The sequence below is a fragment of the Streptomyces sp. NPDC097640 genome, from assembly GCF_040302705.1.
Classification (GTDB): Bacteria; Actinomycetota; Actinomycetes; order Streptomycetales; family Streptomycetaceae; genus Streptomyces.
Map to the genome: position 1 here is coordinate 20404 of NZ_JBEOSB010000031.1, position 17545 is coordinate 37948.

At 73.4% G+C, this 17545-nt stretch carries 19 protein-coding genes and 2 pseudogenes; 11 read left to right on the forward strand and 10 right to left on the reverse strand.

The genetic code is table 11. The annotated features are described in order from the left end of the window. Window positions 1–104 precede the first annotated feature (104 nt). The 4 genes and pseudogenes from ABTY62_RS37275 to ABTY62_RS37290 form a co-directional block, all read left to right on the forward strand. The gene (locus ABTY62_RS37275; protein WP_352133830.1) at window positions 105–575 is read left to right on the forward strand and encodes a MarR family winged helix-turn-helix transcriptional regulator; all 471 of its coding nucleotides are present in this window, start codon (window positions 105–107) and stop codon (window positions 573–575) included. Continuing rightward, the gene (locus ABTY62_RS37280; protein WP_352133831.1) at window positions 572–973 is read left to right on the forward strand and encodes a hypothetical protein; all 402 of its coding nucleotides are present in this window, start codon (window positions 572–574) and stop codon (window positions 971–973) included. Before ABTY62_RS37275 ends, ABTY62_RS37280 begins: the two co-directional genes overlap by 4 nt. Further along, window positions 886–1245 (forward strand): hypothetical protein, encoded by a 360-nt coding sequence (locus ABTY62_RS37285; RefSeq protein WP_352133832.1) that lies wholly within the window; start codon window positions 886–888, stop codon window positions 1243–1245. The genes ABTY62_RS37280 and ABTY62_RS37285 overlap by 88 nt, the downstream gene beginning before the upstream one ends. Continuing rightward, a pseudogene (locus tag ABTY62_RS37290) lies at window positions 1242–1523 on the forward strand (nucleotidyl transferase AbiEii/AbiGii toxin family protein); the annotation flags it as partial. The gene ABTY62_RS37285 and the pseudogene ABTY62_RS37290, both read left to right, overlap by 4 nt. Window positions 1524–1629: 106 nt before the next feature. On the opposite strand, the gene ABTY62_RS37295 reads toward ABTY62_RS37290, so the two are convergent. Next, window positions 1630–2700 carry an alkene reductase gene (locus tag ABTY62_RS37295; RefSeq protein WP_352133833.1) on the reverse strand — a complete coding sequence of 357 codons (1071 nt, stop codon included), beginning with the start codon at window positions 2698–2700 and terminating at the stop codon, window positions 1630–1632. Between the two features lie 291 nt (window positions 2701–2991). Between ABTY62_RS37295 and ABTY62_RS37300 the strand changes: the two genes are divergently transcribed. Then, on the forward strand, window positions 2992–3453 hold the full coding sequence (locus ABTY62_RS37300) for a MarR family winged helix-turn-helix transcriptional regulator (RefSeq protein WP_352133913.1): 462 nt from the start codon (window positions 2992–2994) through the stop codon (window positions 3451–3453). Window positions 3454–3464: 11 nt separating this feature from the next. Then, on the forward strand, window positions 3465–4409 hold the full coding sequence (locus ABTY62_RS37305) for a tetratricopeptide repeat protein (RefSeq protein ID WP_352133834.1): 945 nt from the start codon (window positions 3465–3467) through the stop codon (window positions 4407–4409). Window positions 4410–4431: 22 nt separating this feature from the next. Here ABTY62_RS37305 and ABTY62_RS37310 read toward each other — a convergent pair whose 3' ends face one another. From ABTY62_RS37310 to ABTY62_RS37340, 7 genes are all read right to left on the reverse strand, one after another. Further along, on the reverse strand, window positions 4432–5640 hold the full coding sequence (locus ABTY62_RS37310; protein ID WP_352133835.1) for an NAD(P)/FAD-dependent oxidoreductase: 1209 nt from the start codon (window positions 5638–5640) through the stop codon (window positions 4432–4434). 105 nt (window positions 5641–5745) lie between these two features. Next, window positions 5746–6690, reverse strand: coding sequence for an RNA polymerase sigma factor SigJ (sigJ, locus tag ABTY62_RS37315; RefSeq protein ID WP_352133836.1), 945 nt, complete (start codon window positions 6688–6690; stop codon window positions 5746–5748). 66 nt (window positions 6691–6756) lie between these two features. Next, entirely contained in the window at window positions 6757–7197 is a 441-nt protein-coding gene (locus ABTY62_RS37320; RefSeq protein WP_352133837.1) for an NUDIX domain-containing protein, read from the reverse strand. A 55-nt stretch (window positions 7198–7252) separates the two neighbouring features. Beyond that, window positions 7253–7561 (reverse strand): immunity protein CdiI family protein, encoded by a 309-nt coding sequence (locus tag ABTY62_RS37325; protein ID WP_352133838.1) that lies wholly within the window; start codon window positions 7559–7561, stop codon window positions 7253–7255. A 22-nt stretch (window positions 7562–7583) separates the two neighbouring features. After that, window positions 7584–7991, reverse strand: a complete 408-nt coding sequence (locus ABTY62_RS37330) for a glycosyltransferase (RefSeq protein WP_502997594.1) — start codon at window positions 7989–7991, stop codon at window positions 7584–7586. Between the two features lie 268 nt (window positions 7992–8259). Next, the gene (locus tag ABTY62_RS37335) at window positions 8260–9207 is read right to left on the reverse strand and encodes a CU044_5270 family protein (protein ID WP_352133839.1); all 948 of its coding nucleotides are present in this window, start codon (window positions 9205–9207) and stop codon (window positions 8260–8262) included. Continuing rightward, window positions 9204–9797, reverse strand: coding sequence for an RNA polymerase sigma factor (locus ABTY62_RS37340; protein ID WP_352133840.1), 594 nt, complete (start codon window positions 9795–9797; stop codon window positions 9204–9206). Before ABTY62_RS37340 ends, ABTY62_RS37335 begins: the two co-directional genes overlap by 4 nt. A 117-nt stretch (window positions 9798–9914) precedes the next feature. On the opposite strand from ABTY62_RS37340, the gene ABTY62_RS37345 reads away from it, so the two are divergent. The 5 genes and pseudogenes from ABTY62_RS37345 to ABTY62_RS37365 all read left to right on the forward strand — a co-directional run bounded on the left by ABTY62_RS37345 (window position 9915) and on the right by ABTY62_RS37365 (window position 15018). After that, on the forward strand, window positions 9915–10757 hold the full coding sequence (locus ABTY62_RS37345; RefSeq protein WP_352133841.1) for a DUF1963 domain-containing protein: 843 nt from the start codon (window positions 9915–9917) through the stop codon (window positions 10755–10757). 124 nt (window positions 10758–10881) lie between these two features. Beyond that, the gene (locus ABTY62_RS37350) at window positions 10882–11469 is read left to right on the forward strand and encodes a hypothetical protein (RefSeq protein WP_352133842.1); all 588 of its coding nucleotides are present in this window, start codon (window positions 10882–10884) and stop codon (window positions 11467–11469) included. A 26-nt stretch (window positions 11470–11495) separates the two neighbouring features. Continuing rightward, the gene (locus ABTY62_RS37355) at window positions 11496–12647 is read left to right on the forward strand and encodes a peptidoglycan-binding protein (protein ID WP_352133843.1); all 1152 of its coding nucleotides are present in this window, start codon (window positions 11496–11498) and stop codon (window positions 12645–12647) included. Next, window positions 12644–13354 (forward strand): annotated as a pseudogene (locus tag ABTY62_RS37360) (ABC transporter ATP-binding protein); the annotation flags it as partial. The gene ABTY62_RS37355 and the pseudogene ABTY62_RS37360, both read left to right, overlap by 4 nt. 431 nt (window positions 13355–13785) lie before the next feature. Then, window positions 13786–15018, forward strand: coding sequence for an ABC transporter permease (locus ABTY62_RS37365; RefSeq protein WP_352133844.1), 1233 nt, complete (start codon window positions 13786–13788; stop codon window positions 15016–15018). A gap of 118 nt (window positions 15019–15136) precedes the next feature. Here the strand turns inward: ABTY62_RS37365 and ABTY62_RS37370 are convergent, their stop codons facing one another. Together ABTY62_RS37370 and ABTY62_RS37375 are read right to left on the reverse strand one after the other, a co-directional pair. Then, window positions 15137–16810, reverse strand: a complete 1674-nt coding sequence (locus ABTY62_RS37370; RefSeq protein WP_352133845.1) for a sensor histidine kinase — start codon at window positions 16808–16810, stop codon at window positions 15137–15139. After that, window positions 16807–17526 (reverse strand): response regulator transcription factor, encoded by a 720-nt coding sequence (locus ABTY62_RS37375; RefSeq protein WP_352133846.1) that lies wholly within the window; start codon window positions 17524–17526, stop codon window positions 16807–16809. The genes ABTY62_RS37370 and ABTY62_RS37375 overlap by 4 nt, the downstream gene beginning before the upstream one ends. Between the last annotated feature and the right edge of the window lie 19 nt (window positions 17527–17545).

Consider the following 17545-nt stretch of genomic DNA (forward strand, 5'->3'; position numbering starts at 1 on the left):
CGGGCAGACGATCTGGACCGTATGGCCGTCAATCATCTGCTGTCAAACAATCTTCGGGTAGATTAAGCTGCTGTAGCCTGAGGGATCACCGGAAGAGGAGAGCGATGGCGACGACGAACAGAGCGGCCGACCGCGCCCGGCCCGCGTACTTCGCGCAACTCGCCGCCGAGCGGCTGGACATCGCCCTGTGCCGGGCCTCGGCCGCCGTGTCCCGCGCCGCCGACGCGCACGCCACCGGGGAAGGGCTCGGCGTCGGGCAACACCTCGTGCTCCAGATGCTCGACGCCGTCGGCCCCTGCTCCCAGCAGGCACTCAGCGAGGAACTGCGGATCGACCGCAGCGTCATGGTCAGCATCTGCGACGACCTGGAGCAGTCGGGCCACATCCGCAGGGAGCGCAACCCCCGCGACCGGCGCTCCTACGCCGTCACCATCACCGACCCGGGCCGCCGACGGCTCGCCGAGGCCCAGGCCTCGATCCCCGCGTTCCTGGAGGACACCTTCCGCGCCCTCACCCCCGACGAGCGCGGCCAGCTGAGCACGATCCTCGGCAAACTCCTCCGTGCAGCTCCATGACGGATGACGAGTACGCGACGAACGCGCTGCTGATCAAGGCCAGTTCGCTGCTCCGCGACAGCAACGAGCGGCTGATCGACGACGCGGAGACGGACGCGGTCCCGCGCCTGCTTCAGGAGGCGTCCCGCTGCTACGACGCCGTCGCGCGGAAGCTGAGTGCCGATGACGCGCAGACCGCCGCTACCGCCGCCACCGTCGCGGTCGGACGCTCGGCGGTAGCGGCGCCGGCCCTCCAGCAGTGCGTCCTCGACGAGCTGGACTGCGACTGGTCCTGGGAGCACGAGAGCGACGGTCCGTACCTGGGTCCACGATGTCTGCCGCCGAACCGCCACTGCCCGCCGCAGAGGTGCTGCGACAGCGTTATACGAGAAGGCTTCCCGGCTCGCTCAGCGACCTGACCGGGCCGGCGCATGGCTCCGTTCAGCTGCCGTTGCATGTGGCCTGGTCCGGGCTGACGCGGTTCGATCTCGACAGGCCGCGGTCGCGGATGAACATGTACCGCACGGTGCTGGCCGAAGGGCAGCACAACGACCTCATCGCCCTGCTGAACCGGGACCTCCTGATCGGTCAATGGCCCGTCCTTCGCACGCTGATCAGCCGCACGATCCGCGATGTGTGGGAGGCCGCCTTCTCCGAGCCGGCCTCCGCTCGCCCGGCAGCCGCGGCGTGAACCTCAGCGACTTACACCGCCGCCTGTTATCCGACGTCCTGGCCATCGGCGCCGTCTACCCACTGGTCATCACCGGCGGGCACGCCGTGCAGGCGCACGGTCTGGTCGACCGCCTCAGCCAGGATCTCGACGTCGCGACGGAGAACCCTGCCCCCATGGAGGAGATCACCCGCACCGTCACCGCCGGGCTGACCGCGCGCGGCTGGGAGGTGAGGGAGATCGGCATAGATCCGCTGTCCGGTCGCCTCGTTGCCACGGGCCCTGCCAGCGGTGAGCAGTTGCCGTGGTGCCGGGGGTGCGGGCGCCCGAAAGTGTTCCGCTCTGGGAATGGCCACCCGGCGGGCGCCCGCCGCACACGACACGCTTAGCTGTTCGGGCAGGAAGTCAGCCGAGGCTGGGGTAGTCGGTGTAGCCGCGGTGGTCGCCGCCGAAGGAGGTGGCGCGGTCGGGGGTGTTGAACGGGCCGCCGGCGGCGAGGCGGGCCGGGAGGTCGGGGTTGGCGAGGTACAGCGCGCCGTAGGCGATCAGGTCCGCCGTGCCGTCCTCAACGAGACCCAGCTCGTCCGGGCCGGTCGGGTCGGTGCCGGTGAACGGGTTGAGGATGAAGGTGCCGGGCCACTCCTTGCGCAGGCGGAGGGTCAGGTCGCGTACGCCCGGGGCCTCCATCTGGTGCAGGTAGGCCAGGCCCAGCGGGGCGAGCTGCGCCACCAGGGCGCCGTAGGTCTCCTGGAGGTCGTCCTCGGCGATGTCGTTGTAGGGGTTGCCCGGAGAGATCCGGAAGCCCACCTTCTCCCCGCCGATGGCCTGGGCCACCGCGGTCGCCACCTCGACGGCGAAGCGGATACGGCCGTCGACCGAGCCGCCCCAGACGTCGGTGCGCCGGTTGGCGTTGGGGGCGAGGAACTGGTGGACCAGATAGCCGTTGGCGCCGTGGATCTCCACGCCGTCGAACCCCGCGGCCACCGCGTTGCGCGCGGCGGTGGCGAATTCGTCGACGGTCCGGGTGATCTCGGCTTCGGTCAGCTCCTTGGGGGTGACGAAGTCCTTGGGGCCCTCATGGGTGAACACCTGCCCCTGCGGCGCCACCGCGGAGGGGCCGACCGGCAGCTGGTCGTCCGGCAGCAGGCTGGGGTGGCCGATACGGCCGGTGTGCATCAGCTGCGCGAAGATCACCCCGCCCTCGTCGTGCACGGCGTCGGTCACCTTGCGCCAGGCCTCGACCTGCTCCGTGGAGTGCAGGCCCGGGGTGTCGGGGTAGCCCTGCCCGACCACCGACGGCTGCGTGCCCTCGGTGACGATCAGCCCGGCGCCGGCGCGCTGCGCGTAGTAGGTCGCCATCAGGTCCGTCGGGGTCGCCCCGGCGCCGTACGCGCGGCTGCGGGTCATCGGGGCCATCACGATGCGGTTGGCCAGGGGCTTGCCGCCCAGGTCGTACGGATCAAATGCCGTCGCCATGATCACATTCCTTGTTCACGGAGGAGCGCCACGGGGCGTGACGCCATTGCCTGTCCGAACAAGTAAATCTCAGCAGAGCATTCCCGCAAAACTGTGGCCTGCGTCACCATCCACCCCGCCTGCCGCGATCCCCAGCACACATGGGCTCACCGCCGTATCGGCATCGGGCGCGATAGGCTCGTACCTGCTCGAGCAGCTACACATCGCAGCGAGGGACGTATGAGTCAGCCGAAGGACACGTCCGGCAGCCAGTCGGCCGCCGCCGAAGCCGCGGCATCGGCCGATATGCCGATGCCGCCCTCCGTCCAGGCCGGCGCCATGACCCACGCGATCTTCCGCGTCGCCCGGCTGCACCGCATGCTCGCCGCGCAGCTGCTGCGCCGCGTCGGCCTCCACCCCGGCCAGGAACTGGTCATGATGCAGCTGTGGGACCTCGGCCCCCAGCGCCAGGCCGATCTGGTGCGCCTGCTCGGCTCCGACGCGGCCACCATGACCCGCACCATCCGGCGCCTCGAACACGCCGGCTTCGTCCGCCGCAGCCCCTGCGCCACCGACAAACGCGCCTTCAACATCGAACCCACCACCGCCAGCCTCGCCCTGCGCCGCCAGGTCGAGGAGATCTGGGCCGAACTCGAAAGCTCCGTCGCCGACAGCCTGACCCCGGACCAGCAGACCGAGGCCATCGACGCCCTGACCCGGATCGAACGCAGCCTCGTCCAGGCCACCGCCCGGCACGCCTCCGCGGAGCAGTAACGTGCCGGTCCATGACCGACGATGACGCGACGGACGCTGCGCTGATCAAGGCCAGTTCGCTGCTCCTTGAGAGCAGTGAGCGGCTGGCGTACGGCGCCGAGACAGACACGGACACGGTCCCGCACCTCCTCGCGGAGGCGACCCGTCGCTACGACACCGTCGCGCGCAAGCTGAGCCCCGACGACGCCGAGACCGCCGCCACCGCCGCCACCGTCGCGGTCGGACGCTCGACGACAGCCGCGCTGGCCCTCCAGCAGTGCGCCCTCGACGAGCTGGACTGCGGCTGGTCCTGGACGGACGGGACCGACGGACCGTACCTGGGCGACATGGAGGAGTACGACGAGGACGGTCTCAGCGAGGAGTTGACCGCCCGGGCGGTCGAGGCGGCCCGCGAAGCCCTGGACGCCGACCCTGGCGACCCTCTCGTGCCCCTCCAACTGGGCCACGCCCTGTGCTGGTCCGGCGACCGCGACGGCGCCGTCGCCGCGTACGCCGAGGCCCTGCGGCGCGACCCCGGAGACCATGTCGCGCGCGACAGCCTCGCCGAGCTCGGCGAGGAGGTGCCCGAAGAGGACGACCTCGACGGCACCGAGTCCCCGAGCCGCTTCGCGTTCGCCCTGGTCCGCGAAGAGGCCCGGATCAGCAACTCGGAGTGGTCCTCGATAGCGTGCGTTTTCGGCTCCGTCGACGCCGCGCGGCGCGACGCCGACGAGACCCTGAAATCCTGTGACAACGGGGGCTTCGACCCTGAAGACCTCCCGACCATGCTGAAACTGACCCTGGAGATCCACCGACCGGGACAGCCCATCACCCGATTTCCGGTCGAGCCCCTGGACGCGTCGTTCCTCATCGACTGGTCGGGACTTCCGGAGGGCGAGCCCTTGGACCCACCCCTGCCGCCCGGCCGGCCGGTCCGGATCGACGGTGAGACCTGCTTCCACGGCGGCCTTCGGTAGCCGGGAGCCTTCGGACCACCCCTCAGACCGCCGATCCCGCCTGGACCCGCTCCCGTACGACGCGGCGCCGCCGGGTCGGCATCCCGAGCATCGGGTTGGCGACGCCCCAGGCCGCGCCTTTGCAGACCAGCTCCTTGTAGACGGCGGCGAACCGTCCGGTCAGGGCCGACCGGACGGCGCGGTCGTCGGCGGTGACGTACTGGATCAGGCCCTCCTTGCGGCCCAGCGAGATGCACTGGTTGAAGTAGCGGGGCGACACGTTCGGGAGCTTCCCGCCGGTCAGGCGCGCCGCGATGGCGTCCGCTGCCTGCCAGGCGGTGGGGGTGCCCGAGGCGCACGACATCCGCAGCGGCTTGTCGCCGGGGCCCATCGCCATGGCCGCGTCACCGATGGCATACACGTCCGGGTGCGAGACCGAGCGCATGGTCCCGTCGACCACGATCTGGCCGGTGCCGGTGACCTCCAGGGTGGTGGCCTTCGCGATCGGGTGGACCGCGAAGCCGGTGGTCCACACGGTGACCGCGGCCGGGATGGCCTTGCCGTCGGCGGTGACGACGCGGTCGGCCTCGACGCCGGTGACGGCGGTGTGCTCGTGCACGGTGATGCCGAGCTTGTCGAAGACCTTCCGGACGTGCCGGCGGCCCTTGGGCGAGAGCCAGTCGCCCAGGCCGCCGCGGGCGGCGAGGACGACGGCGAGGTCCCGGCGGGCCTCGGCGATCTCGGTCGCGGCCTCGAGGCCGGTGAGACCGCCGCCGACGACGACCACGGGCTGTCCGGCGTCCAGGCGGGCCAGGCGCTCGCGCAGCTGGAGCGCTCCGGGGCGGCCGGCGATCTCGTGGGCGTGCTCGGCGGTGCCGGGGACGCCCTGGTCGTTCCAGCCGCTGCCGAGGGCGTAGACGAGGGTGTCGTACTCCAGTTCCTCTTCCTCGGCGCCGTTCGCGTCGAGGACATCGAGGACATCGACGACGGCAACGGTCTTGCGGTCCACGTCGACGCCGGTGACCCTCGCGAGCTTCAACTCGACGCCCGTGCCCGCGAACATCTCGTCGAAGGGCCGGGGCCTGAGATCCTGGCCGACCGCCAGCTGGTGCATCCGGACGCGCTCGACGAAGTCGGGCTCGGCGTTGACGAGGGTGATGGCGACGTCCTCGCGGTGCAGCCGCTTGGCGAGGCGCCCGGCGGCGATGGCTCCGGTGTATCCGGCCCCGAGGACGATGATGCGGTGCTGCATGTCCCTGCTCCTGTCTGTTCCTGTCTCTCTTCAGCGAGTCGCCCCTTGAACCGGGCGGCCCGCCGTTTCCTGACAGGAACGCGATGTGAAGCACCTCACACCGGGTCAGAAGGCGTGGAACAGGGGTTCTCCGTGGTCGACGGCCCCCCACTGCTCGGTCGCGCGCTCGAGCTTGTCGGGGTTGACCTGGTTGCGGAACGCGGCGATGCCCTCGGCGGTGACCTCCAGGCATGCGACGCCGACGACCCGGCCGTCCATGACCGCCACGATGGCGGGGTCGCCGTTGGCGGTCGTGGCGTAGATCTCGGGTGAGCCGCCGGTGATGTCGCGCTTGGCCTTGCTGGGTTTGAACAGGCCCCACATGAACTTCGCGACCGCGAGGGCGCCCTCGAACGCCTTGGCGCGAGCCGGGACCTTCCCGCCGCCGTCGCCGATCGCGATGGCGTCCTGGGTGAGCAGCCGCACGAGCGGTTCGGGCCGGCCGCTGGTGGCGGCCGCGAGGAACTCCTCGACGATCCGCCGGGCGGCGGCCTCGTCGACCTCGGTACGGGCCTGGCCGGCCGCGACGTGCTTCTTGGCGCGGTGGAAGATCTGCTGGCTGGATGCCTCGGTGATGTCGAGGATCGCGGCGATCTCCCGGTGCGGGTAGTCGAAGGCCTCCCGCAGCACGTACACCGCGCGCTCGTTGGGAGACAGGCGCTCCAAGAGGGTGAGGACCGCGTACGAGACCGATTCGCGCTGCTCGGCGGTGTCGGCCGGGCCGAGCATCGCGTCCCCGGCGAGCAGCGGCTCGGGGAGCCATCGGCCCACGTAGGTCTCGCGCCGCGCGCGGGCCGAGGTGAGCTGGTTGAGGCACAGGTTGGTGAGGACCTTCGTCAGCCAGGCCTCGGGGACCTCGACGCGGTCGACGTCGGCGGCCTGCCAGCGCAGGAACGTGTCCTGCACGGCGTCCTCGGCCTCGCTCGCGGAGCCGAGGAGGCGGTAGGCGATGGCCTCCAGACGGGGCCTGGCGGCCTCGAACCGATCCACGTCGCTCATGCTCAGGGGCATGGGGCCCGATCCTACTAGCGGCCCGCGGTCGGCGGCCTGCGGTCGGCGGCGGTGGCCCGGACGGGCTCACCCGCCGGTCCCGTCCGGGCCCTCGCCCACGAGTTGCTGATGCCGCCGGATGACCTTCTCGGTCCCGGGGCACATGGTCAGCCGGGACATCATCGCGGCGGGGAACCACCTGAGCATCACGCCCTCCGTGAGCGGCAGCGCGTCCGGGTCGCCGTCCCAGCGGCCGACGTACACCTGGACGTAGTGCTCGGTGCCGTCGGCCCCGGTGTTCTCCTGGACAGCGAACGGCGTGAGCCCCGGGATGGTGAGCCCGGCCTCTTCGCGCAGTTCGCGCACGATCGCGTCGTCGGGCGACTCCCCGGGCTCCGGGCCTCCTCCGAGGAGGCCCCAGGCGCCCGGCTGGGCGATGCCCGGGATGTTGTCGCGCAGGTGGAGCAGGTACTCGCCACGGCTGCTGACGAGCATGGCGGCCGTTCCCGTGATCTTTGGGTCCTCCATCCCGCCATCATTCCAGCGGACAGCGGACAGCGGACGGCGGACGCGGGGCGGACGGTCAGCGTCGGTCCTCGACCGTCCAACCGTCGCCCAACTCGCGGCGCAGGGCGCCCAATGCCGCGTCCGACTGCTGCCCGAACAGCTCCCGTTCCTCTGCGGGCCACGGAGACGGATCCGGCGGGTAATCCCAGTCGATGGACGACTGGTACCACTCGCACAGCCTCTCCAATTCGGCTCGCGTGGCCGGGCTGATCGGCAGTCGTTCCAGCTCGCAGGGGTAGCCGTACGGGCTGTCGAGGTCGTACGGCCACAGCGGGGTGCCCGAGACGCCGGGTTCGAAGAAGAAGCGCAGGTGGTAAGGCGGCATGGGGCACTCTCTCACCAGGGCGTCACGCCGCGCCGACGTGGGCGAGCACCGGAGCCGTGCCGTCCTCCGTGGCGATGTGGGAGGCGAGTTGGGCCGCTCGGCGGCGGTGGGCCGGGTCGGTCAGGCAGGTCGTGATCGCCGCGCTGAGGGATGCGGCGGTCAGTTCGTGGAACGGCAGCGGCCGGGGGGCGGCTCCGAGGCGGTGGAGGCGGGCGGCCCAGAACGGCTGGTCGGCCATGACGGGTACCGGCACCGCGGGTACCCCGGCGCGCAGCCCGGCCGCCGTGGTGCCCGCTCCGGCGTGGTGGACGACGGCGGCCGTGCGGGGGAACAGCCAGTCGTGCGGAAGGTCGCCGGCCGCCAGGACGTCGTCGCCGACCGCGCTGAGCCCGGCCCGGCACGCCGAGGCGCTCGACCGCTTCGTACGCACCTACACCCGCATCGGCGGCCACGACGACACCCCGGCGTTCCGCGCGCACCTGCGCACCCGGTTCCGCCGCGGAGCGCGCCCCGGCTCGTTCCCGCTGCGCCACTGGCGGCACGCCCTGGCCGTCACCGGTGACATCCCCCCGCGATCCACCGACTCCGGCCAGGGACATGTCCCGGGACACCTCGCCGCGCCGCTCGCCGCCCTGCACCGGCAGGTCGCCGGCCTCCCGCTCACCGTGGACCCGCCGACCGCGCCATGAGCCCCGGGGTCAGCCGATGCTGTCCGCTGGGGCGTTGGACAGATAGGTGTAGCGGGCCTGGAGGGCGCCGGTCCTGGGGGCCGTCTCCGTCTCCTCCAGGAGGTCTCCCGTCTTGGGGTTGATGATCAGACGGACGGTGGTGGAGGCGGTGTTCCACTCCAGGGCCGTGCCCCTGCGGCCGGTGGTGTCCTTGGCGGGGCCGACGACCTCGACGCCGGGGAGACCGGCCAGGACTCGGTAGAGCCCGGCGCGCAGGTCGGGGCCGGCCGGGGACTCGCCGAGGAGGGCGGTGGCATTGTCGAAGGTGCTCTTGGCCTTGCCGTCGGCGGAGTTGGCGGAGGGCAGCAGCGAGGCGAGAGCCTTGGGGTCGGTGGGGAGCTTGTCGAGCTGGTTCCAGTCGAGGCTCCGGTCGCCGACGGTGTACGCGCGGGCCGTGAAGGCGACCTTGGGGGATCCGTCCGGGTTGACCTCGGTGGACTTTCCCTTCCGGTCCAGATACCTGGTGTGGGTGCGCTCCTTCTCGCCGTCCGCCGGGACGTTGACGGTGAGGCTGGTCTTCCAGTACGGGGCCCTGGTGGCGGGGGCGGAGGCCGCGACCTGCGCCATGTCGTTGAGGAACGCCTTGGCCGAGGCGGCCTGCGGGGGCTGCGCCGGTGCGGTGTCGTTCGAGGTGAGGGCCGGGTACGCGACGACTCCGGCGGCGACGGCCGCGGCCAGCGCCGTGACCACGACGCGGGGGCGGAGGAACAGCCTGGCGAGGCCCGCGCGGCGGCGGGGGGGCACGGCCGACGGGGGGACGGCGGCGGCCTCGGTGTCCCGCTCGATCGCCGCGCGGAGGACGGCCTGTGCCGCCGCCACCGTCTCGGCCTTCGGCGGCGCCACCCGGCCGGCCGCCATCAGGCTCTCCGCTCCGGGGAAGTCGAGGTGGTCGCTGCTGAAGGTGTCGGTGCGGGTCATGCGGACTCTCCTGTCTTGGACATCCGGGTGGAGGAGACGAGGGCGCCGAGCCGCTCGCGCAGCCGGGTACGGGCGCGGTGCAGCCGGGAGCGGGCGGTGCCCGGGGGGACGCCGACGACCGAGGCGGCCTCGGTGGGCGTGAGCTGCTCCCATGCGATGAGCAGCACCAACTCCCGTTCGACGGCCGGCAGCTTGGTCAGCGCGTGGCGCAGCGCCGGCGCGACCGCCGCGGCGTCAAGCCGCTGGTCGACGGCCTGCCACGGGTCGCTGGCGATGCCCTCCGCGAACTGCGCCGAGCCCGGCGGCGCCTCCGTCTCCAGCCGCCGCCAGTGCGCCGCCAGGACATGTCGGGCCACCCCGAACAGCCAGGCTCTGGCCGTCCCGCGCGCCGCGTCGAAGCCGTGCCGGCCCGCGTACGCGCGCAGCCACAGCTCCGAGAGCAGGTCGTCCGCCGCGCCCGGGGCGCGCCGTACGAGATAGCCGTGCAGCGCCGCCGAGTGGCGGGTCACCAGCGGCTCGAACGCCGTCGGGTCCCGCTGCGAGCGCAGCAGCAGCTCGTCGTCCGCGTCCGTATGTACTTCCCTGATCACAGGGCCTCCGTCTCCGACCGCCGAAGTGGACGGTCACACCCCCTACTTGTCGGGCGGAGCGATAAGCGTTCGCGCCGGGGGCACCCGCCTGTCGGAGCCGGGTGTTTGACTGCGGCCATGGATCCCGAGAGCACACTCTCCGCCCTGCGCGACTTCAGCGCCGAACGCCTGGGCCCGGAACTCGCCGCCCGCTTCGTCGAACTCGCCCGGCCCGGTTTCGCGCTCACCGAGGCCGAGGGCCCCGGGAAGGCGGCCGGACACAGCCGGTTCGGGGGCCGCGCGATGCTCGAACCGGGCACGCCGTGGCCGACCTGCGACGGCTTTCCGCTGAGCCTGATCGCCGTCCTCGACACCGACGCGCTGGCCCCCTGGCTCGGCGATGTCCTCCCCGCCGGGACGGGCCTGCTCAACTTCTTCTTCCTCGACACCGAATCCGAGCAGCACGACCCCGTTTCCTACGATCTGATGTCCAAATACAGCCACTACGGGGTGGAGGTGAGCAGCGTCATCGCGGCCCGCTCCGCGCATGCCGTCGAGACCGACCCGCCCGCCCGGTCCAGCGTCTTCGATCCGGTTCCGTGGGCGGCGACGCCCGGGTTCGCGTTCCCCGACACCTGGGACCCGGCCTGGAATGGCTTCGATGTGGGGCCCGACGCCGACGACATGGCCAGGGCCATGCCCGGCGACTATGTGGAGAATCGGCTCACCGAGTGGTCGCAGCGGCCGGGCGCGCTCGATTCCGAGGACATCGCCTTCGGCTGGCCCCAGTTCCCCACCGGCAGCTCGCCGATGGTGCCGATCGGCAAGGACCCGACCCGCTACCACCATCTGCTTCAGCTGTCCTCGCACGACGAGTGGGCCCTCGGCGGCGACGGCGGCTGGATGCACTGGGCGATCCCCACCGACGCGCTGCGGACCGGCGACTTCGGCCAGGCGGTCCCGACCCCGGACATCTGGTGACCACGCTCCCGGGTCGGTTCTTGATGGCTTCTTCATAGGTTCTTCATAGGGCCCCTCATACGTTCGAGCCCGCCCTGCCGCACCGGCGGACGGGCGGTCACGAGCGATTGAGGGATCTGTGTCCATGAAGGCATGTGCGCGTCGGCGGTTCGCGGCCCGGGCGTGGCCCGCCGTGATGGTGTCGGTGGTGGCACTGGGGCTGGCCGGGTGCGGTGGGGGCGGCGGGGACGGGGACGAGGTGGCCTCGGCCCGGAGCGGCAAGCGCTCGTCCGGCGGGTCCAAGGCGGGTGACGGCGAGGTCGCGCGGTACGTCGAGGGGCAGCGCAAGTACGCCGAGTGCCTGCGGGGCAAGGGGCTCGACGTCCCCGACCCCGATGCGAAGGGGCGCATCGAGTTCGGCGACGTCCGGGAGTTGAAGGCGGACCCGAAGTTCCGCGCGGCACAGGAGAAGTGCTCGGAGTACTCGCTCCCGGTGCCCGAGGAGCTGGAGAAGGAGACGCGCCCGGAGCTGTCCGCCAAGGAGATCGCGACCAAGAAGCGCTACTCGGCCTGCATGCAGGAGAACGGGGCCCCGGACTTCCCGGACACCGGCGACGAGGGCTACTTCGACGAGAAGGTGTGGGACCAGACCTCGGCGGGCGCCAAGCGGGCCGTCCGCACCTGTGCGCCGATCATCGGGGCCCCGGCCGACCCCGGCAAAGGCAAGGGCTGATGGGCGTCGGGCGCAGGTCCGTAATCGTGGGCGCCGGGGCCGTGGTGGTCACCGCCGTGGCGGTGGTCGGCGCGCTGGGGCTGGGCGGCGGGGAGGACGGTCCGGGGTCCGGCGGGCCGGACTCCGGGCGCGAGGGCGGCACGGTGCGGGTCACGCGGGGCACGCTCGTCGACGAGACGGAGGTCGACGGGACGCTGGACCACGGGGCCGAGGTGCCCTTCCAGGTGCGGGCGGAGGGGACCATCACCTGGCTGCCGAAGCCGGAGAAGACCGTGGCGCGCGGCGGGACGCTGCTGCGGGTGGACGAGCGGCCCGTCGTACTGCTCTACGGGGATCTGCCGATGTACCGGGAGCTGGCGGTCGGCGAGGACGCGGACCGGCCCCTCCGGGGGCTGGACGTCCGGCAGTTCGAGTCCAACCTGGCCGCGCTCGGCTACTCCGGCTTCACCGTGGACGACACGTACTCGGAGCTGACCGCCGACGCCGTCAAGCGCTGGCAGAAGGACCTGGGCAGGCCCAGGACCGGCAAGGTGGGCATCGGGGACGTGGCGTACGTACCCGGCCCGATCCGGGTCGCGCGCACGAGCGGGCGGGTGGGGGGCCAGGCCACGGGGGATGTGCTGAGCTACACCAGCACCTCCCGGGTGGTGACCGTCGAGGCGTCGGCCGGGGACACCGGCTGGGCGGAGCGGGGCCGTCAGGTGACCGTCGAGCTGCCGGGCGACCATGCGGTCAAGGGGCGCGTGGCCGAGGTCGGCCAGGACGCCTCCCCGGCGTCGCAGGGCGCGGGGAGCGGCGCGGGGGCCGAGGGCGGCGACGGGGGCGGGGCGGCCGGGAGCGGCGGCGGAGGCGGGGGCGGGGGCGGGGGCGGGGCGAAGAGCGCCACCGTTCCCGTGCTCATCCGCATCGGCGACCAGAAGGCGCTGGGGCGGCTGGACAGTTCGCCGGTGACCGTCCGCTATGTCGGCCGCAAGCGCGAGAACGTCCTGACCGTGCCGGTGGCCGCGCTGGTGGCGCTCGCCGAGGGCGGTCACGGGCTCGAACTCGCCGACGGCGACGACGGGGAGAAGAAGGGCGGTCGCTTCGTCGCCGTCGAGACCGGTCTGTTCGCGAACGGCAAGGTCGAGGTCAGCGGGTCCGCCGTGCGCGAGGGCATGAAGGTGAGGATCCCCGGATGAGGCCCGTCGTCGTCTTCGAGGGGGTGACCAGGACCTACCCGGGCGGGGTCACGGCGGTCCGTGACGCGGATCTGCTGATCCACTCCGGGGAACTGGTCGCCGTCGTCGGCCCGTCCGGCTCCGGGAAGTCGAGCCTGCTGCACCTCATGGGCACGCTCGACCGGCCGACCGCCGGGCGGGTCGCGATCGACGGCCACGACGTGGCCCGGCTGTCCGACCGGGAGCTCTCCGCGCTGCGGGCGCAGCGGATCGGCTTTGTGTTCCAGCAGTTCCACCTGGCGGTCGGGGTGCCGGTCCTGGACACGGTGGCCGACGGGCTGCTCTACGCGGGCGTGCCCTTGCGGGAGCGCCGCCGCAGGGCCGCGGATGCGCTGGCGCGGGTGGGTCTTGGCCACCGCTCCGGCCATCTGCCCCACCAGCTGTCGGGCGGAGAACGCCAACGGGCCGCCGTGGCCCGGGCGGTGGTCGGGGAACCCGCACTGCTGCTGGCCGACGAGCCGACCGGCAACCTCGACTCGGCCTCGGGCGCGGCGGTGCTTGAGCTGCTGCGAGAGCTGCACGCGGCCGGTACGACGGTGGTGGTCATCACCCACGACCGGGAGCTGGCCGCGGCGCTGGACCGGCGGGTTGAGGTCCGCGACGGGCGCATCGTCGCCGACACCGGGACAGGCTGCGCGGGCGCGGTGCCCCTGTCGGGTGCGGCGGGTGCGGCGAGCCCGGCGGGTGCGGCCCACGCGATGGGCGCTGCGGGCGCGGCCGACCCGGCGAGCACTGCCCACGCGGCGGGTCTGGCAGGCCCTACGGGCGCGGTGGGCGCTGCAAGCGCGGTGGGCGCTGCACCCCTGGCGGGCGCGGCGGCGGACGATGCGAGTCCGGCAGGCCCTACGGGCGCTGTGGGCCCGGCACCCCTGGCGGGCTCGGCACCCCCGACGGGTGCTGCGGGCGCGGCCGACCCGGCGAGCACTGCCCGCGCGGCCCGCGCGGCGGGCACTGCGGGCGCGGCACCCCTGGCGGGCACTGCGCCCCCGGCGGGCGCTGCGAGTCCGGCCCGCCCGGCGGGCGCGGCGGGCGCGGCGCCCACGGCGATGCCGTCAGCCGCTGCGGACGCAGGCGACGGGGCTTCCTCCGGGAGGCGGCCATGAGCCGGCGGCAGGGAGGAGGCCGACCGCTGCGGCCCGCCCGGCTGCGGCCTGCGGACTTCGTCCGCCTGGGCGGCACCGGGCTGCGTACCCGGCCGCTGCGCGTGCTGCTGTCCGCGCTGGGCATCGCGATCGGCGTGGCCGCGATGCTCGCGGTCGTCGGGATCTCCATGTCCGGGCGCGCCGAGGTGGACCGCAGGATCGACCGGCTGGGCACCAACCTCCTGCGCGTCGTGCCCGGTCAGGGCGGCCAGGGCGGCCAGTCCGCGCAGGGCGGGAGCGCCCGGCTGCCCGAGGAGGCCACGACGATGATCCGGCGCATCGGGCCGGTGCGCCAGGTCGCGGCGACGGGCGCCGTCGAGGACGCCAAGGTCTACCGGAACGAGTACATCCCCAGCGGGCGCACCGGCAGCATCGAGGTGCTCGCGGCCGAGCCGCGGCTGCTGGGGGCGGTGGGCGGGAAGGTTCGTACCGGCAGGTGGCTGGACTCGGCCACCGCCGAGTACCCCGGGGTGGTGCTCGGTTGGAAGGCGGCCAGGCGGCTGGATGTGGCGGCCCCTGGCACCCGGGTGTGGCTGGGCGGCACCTGGTTCTCGGTGGTGGGCGTGGTGGACCGGGTGCCGCTGGCGCCCGAGATCGACCAGGCGGCGCTGGTCGGCTGGCCCGCCGCCCAGCGGTATCTGGGGTTCGACGGCCACCCGTCGACCGTGTACGTCCGCACCGAGGACAGCCGGGTGACGGCCGTACGCGACGTGCTCGCGGCGACCGCGAACCCCGAGCACCCGGACCAGGTGGTGGTCTCGCGGCCCTCCGACGCGCTGGCCGCGCGCGAGGCGGCCGAGTCGGCGCTGACCGGGCTGCTCCTGGGGCTCGGCGGGGTCGCGCTGCTCGTGGGGGGCGTGGGGGTGGGCAACACCATGGTCATCTCCGTGCTGGAGCGCCGCCCGGAGATCGGGCTGCGCAGGGCGCTGGGCGCCACCAGCGGGCAGATCCGGGGGCAGTTCGTCACCGAGTCGCTGCTGCTGTGCGCGCTGGGCGGGGCGGCCGGGGCCGTGCTGGGCACGGGCATCACGGCCGTGTACGCGGGGGTGCGGGGCTGGCCGACCGAGGTGCCGCTGTGGGCCACGGCGGCCGGGGTCGGGGTGACGCTGGGCATCGGGGCGCTGGCCGGGCTGTATCCGGCGATACGGGCCGGGCGGCTGGCCCCGGCCCAGGCGCTCGCCGGGTCCTGAGTGGAGCGCCGGAAGCCTGGGTTGCGGTGAGTACGGGACAGCGACACGCCGTAGCGTCGGCGTGTCGCTGTCCCATACTCACCGCAGACTCACTGGGCCCCGGTCTGAGCCCACCCCGTCAGGCAGAGGGGTCGGCGGCGGCCGTGGGGAGCGCGAGGGTGAACGTCGTGCCGGCGCCGACCTCGCTCTCCACGCCGACCGTCCCCTGATGGTCCTTCACAATCTGCCGGACGATGGACAGCCCGAGCCCGCTGCCGCCGGTGGCCCTGCCCCGCGCGGCGTCGGCCCGCCAGAAGCGGTCGAAGACGTGCGGCAGCTGCTCGGCGGGGATGCCGTGCCCGGTGTCGCCCACCCGCACCACGGCCCGCGCGTCACCGCGCGCCAGGGACAGCCGGACGGTGCCGCCGGGCGCGGTGGCCCGTACGGCGTTGCTCACCAGGTTGCCGACGGCCTGCCGCAGCCGGTCCGCGTCGGCGTGCGCGTACACCGGGTCGCCGGGCGGCGTCTCGACGGTGAGGGCGACCCCGGCGCGCTCGGCCCGGGCCCGGTGGGCGGTGCGGCAGGTGTCCAGCAGTTCGCTCAAGGAGATGTACTCGCGGTGGTACGTGAGGGCTCCGGCCTCGGCGAGCGCCAGGTCCTGGAGGTCGTCGACGATCCGCTGCTGGAGCAGGACTTCCTCATGGAGCGAGTCCAGCAGCTCGGGTTCCGGATCGACGACACCGTCGCGCAGCGCCTCCAGATAGCCGCGCAGATTGGCCAGCGGGGTGCGCAGTTCGTGCGCGACGTCGCCGACGAGCCTGCGCTGGCGCTCCTCGCTCGCCTGGAGCGACTCGGCCATGCGGTTGAAGGACCGGCCGAGTTCGGCGATCTCGTCCCGGCCGGTCACGGGCACCCGCCGGGCCAGGTCGCCCTCGCCGAGGCCGCGGGAGGCCGCGGTCAGCGCGCTGACGGGGCGGAGCACCGTCCGGCTGAGCAGCAGCGCGCCGAGGATGGCCGCCACGGCGACGGCCACGGCCGCCGTGACCGCGGGCGCGGCGGCGAGGGCGGACGGCGGCTCGTCGAGGGCGCCGAGGCGGACCTGGAGCGGCGGCGGGGCGGCGTCGCTGATCTGCTCGGCGAAGACCCGCTGGAGGCACGGGGTGATGCCCTCGTCCGTGGGCGACAGGCAGGGCCGCGCGGCCTGGTCGTACCGGGCGTACTGGGCCGGTGGCTGCTTCGGCCGCCGGCAGGACCCGCGCGACGCCGGTGTGCCGCCGCCTCCCGTCTTCCGGCCCGCCGAGTACGTGGGCACGCCGTAATCGTCCCGCCCGACCGTCACCTCGAAGCCGTCGCGGGTCAGACACGCCGCGTACGCCGTCCCGGAGCGGTAGTTGGCGATCTCGGTCACGGTGAGCTTGGACGCCGACAGCGGGACCAGCCCGTCGGGCAGCCGCAGTTCGGGGCGCGGGTCCACCAGCAGCGGGGCACCCGGGCCGGTCTTGCGGGGCTCATGGCCGGTCAGGATGTCCGAGTCGGCCAGCGGGGCACCGGAGCCGGTCGTGCCGGTGACCCGGATGCGCTGCCCGGTGTCGGCGGCCAGCCCGCGCACGGCGGACGCGACGCCGTCCCAGGTGCCGTGCCGCAGACCGTACTGGCGCAGTTCGCCGGTGACCCGGTTGATGTCGGCCCGGTCCGCGGCGGCCGTCTCGTTCGCCTGCCGGGTGACCTGGCGCAGCGTCAGCCAGGCGGTGGCCGCGGTGGCGGCGATCACGAGCAGCATGACGAGGGCGAGCGCCCGCAGCCGGAAGCTCACCGCACGGGGCCCGGGTCCGGCTCAGGGACCGGGCCCTGGTCCGCCAGCCGGTAGCCGCGCCCGTAGACGGTCTCCACCATGCGGGGCGCTCCGGGCCCGCGCTCCAGCTTGCGGCGCAGGTTCATCACATGGGCGTCCACGGTGCGCTCCAGTACGTTCTGCTCGAAGCCGAAGACCCGGTCGACGATCTGCGCCCGGGTGAAGGCGCGCCCCGGCTCGGCCGCCAGCAGGGCGAGGATGGCGAACTCCTTACCGGTCAGCGCGATCGACTCGCCCGCGAGCCGCACCTCGTAGCGCGCGGTGTCGATCTCCAGCGCGCCGGTCCGGATGACCGCCGGCTCCCCCGTGCCGGCCCTGGACCGCCGCAGCAGGGCCCGGACGCGGGCGGTCAGCTCGCGGGGGCTGTAGGGCTTGGTCATGTAGTCGTCGGCGCCGAGGTCGAGCCCGAGGAGCATGTCCTCCTCCGTGGCGCGCGCGGTCAGCAGCAGGATCGGCACCTGGGACTCGGTGCGCAGGATGCGGCACACGTCCAGGCCGTCGACCTGCGGCATCATCACGTCGAGCACGATGAGGTCGGGGCGGGTGGTCCTGGCGCGGTCGATCGCCGAGCGGCCGTCGTGGACCGTCTGGACGGCGTTCCCCTCCCGCTCCAGATAGATCCGGATCAGCCGCGCCTGTTTCTCGTCGTCCTCGGCGACCAGGATGCGCGCGCTCAACAGCCTCCTCCCCTCGGAC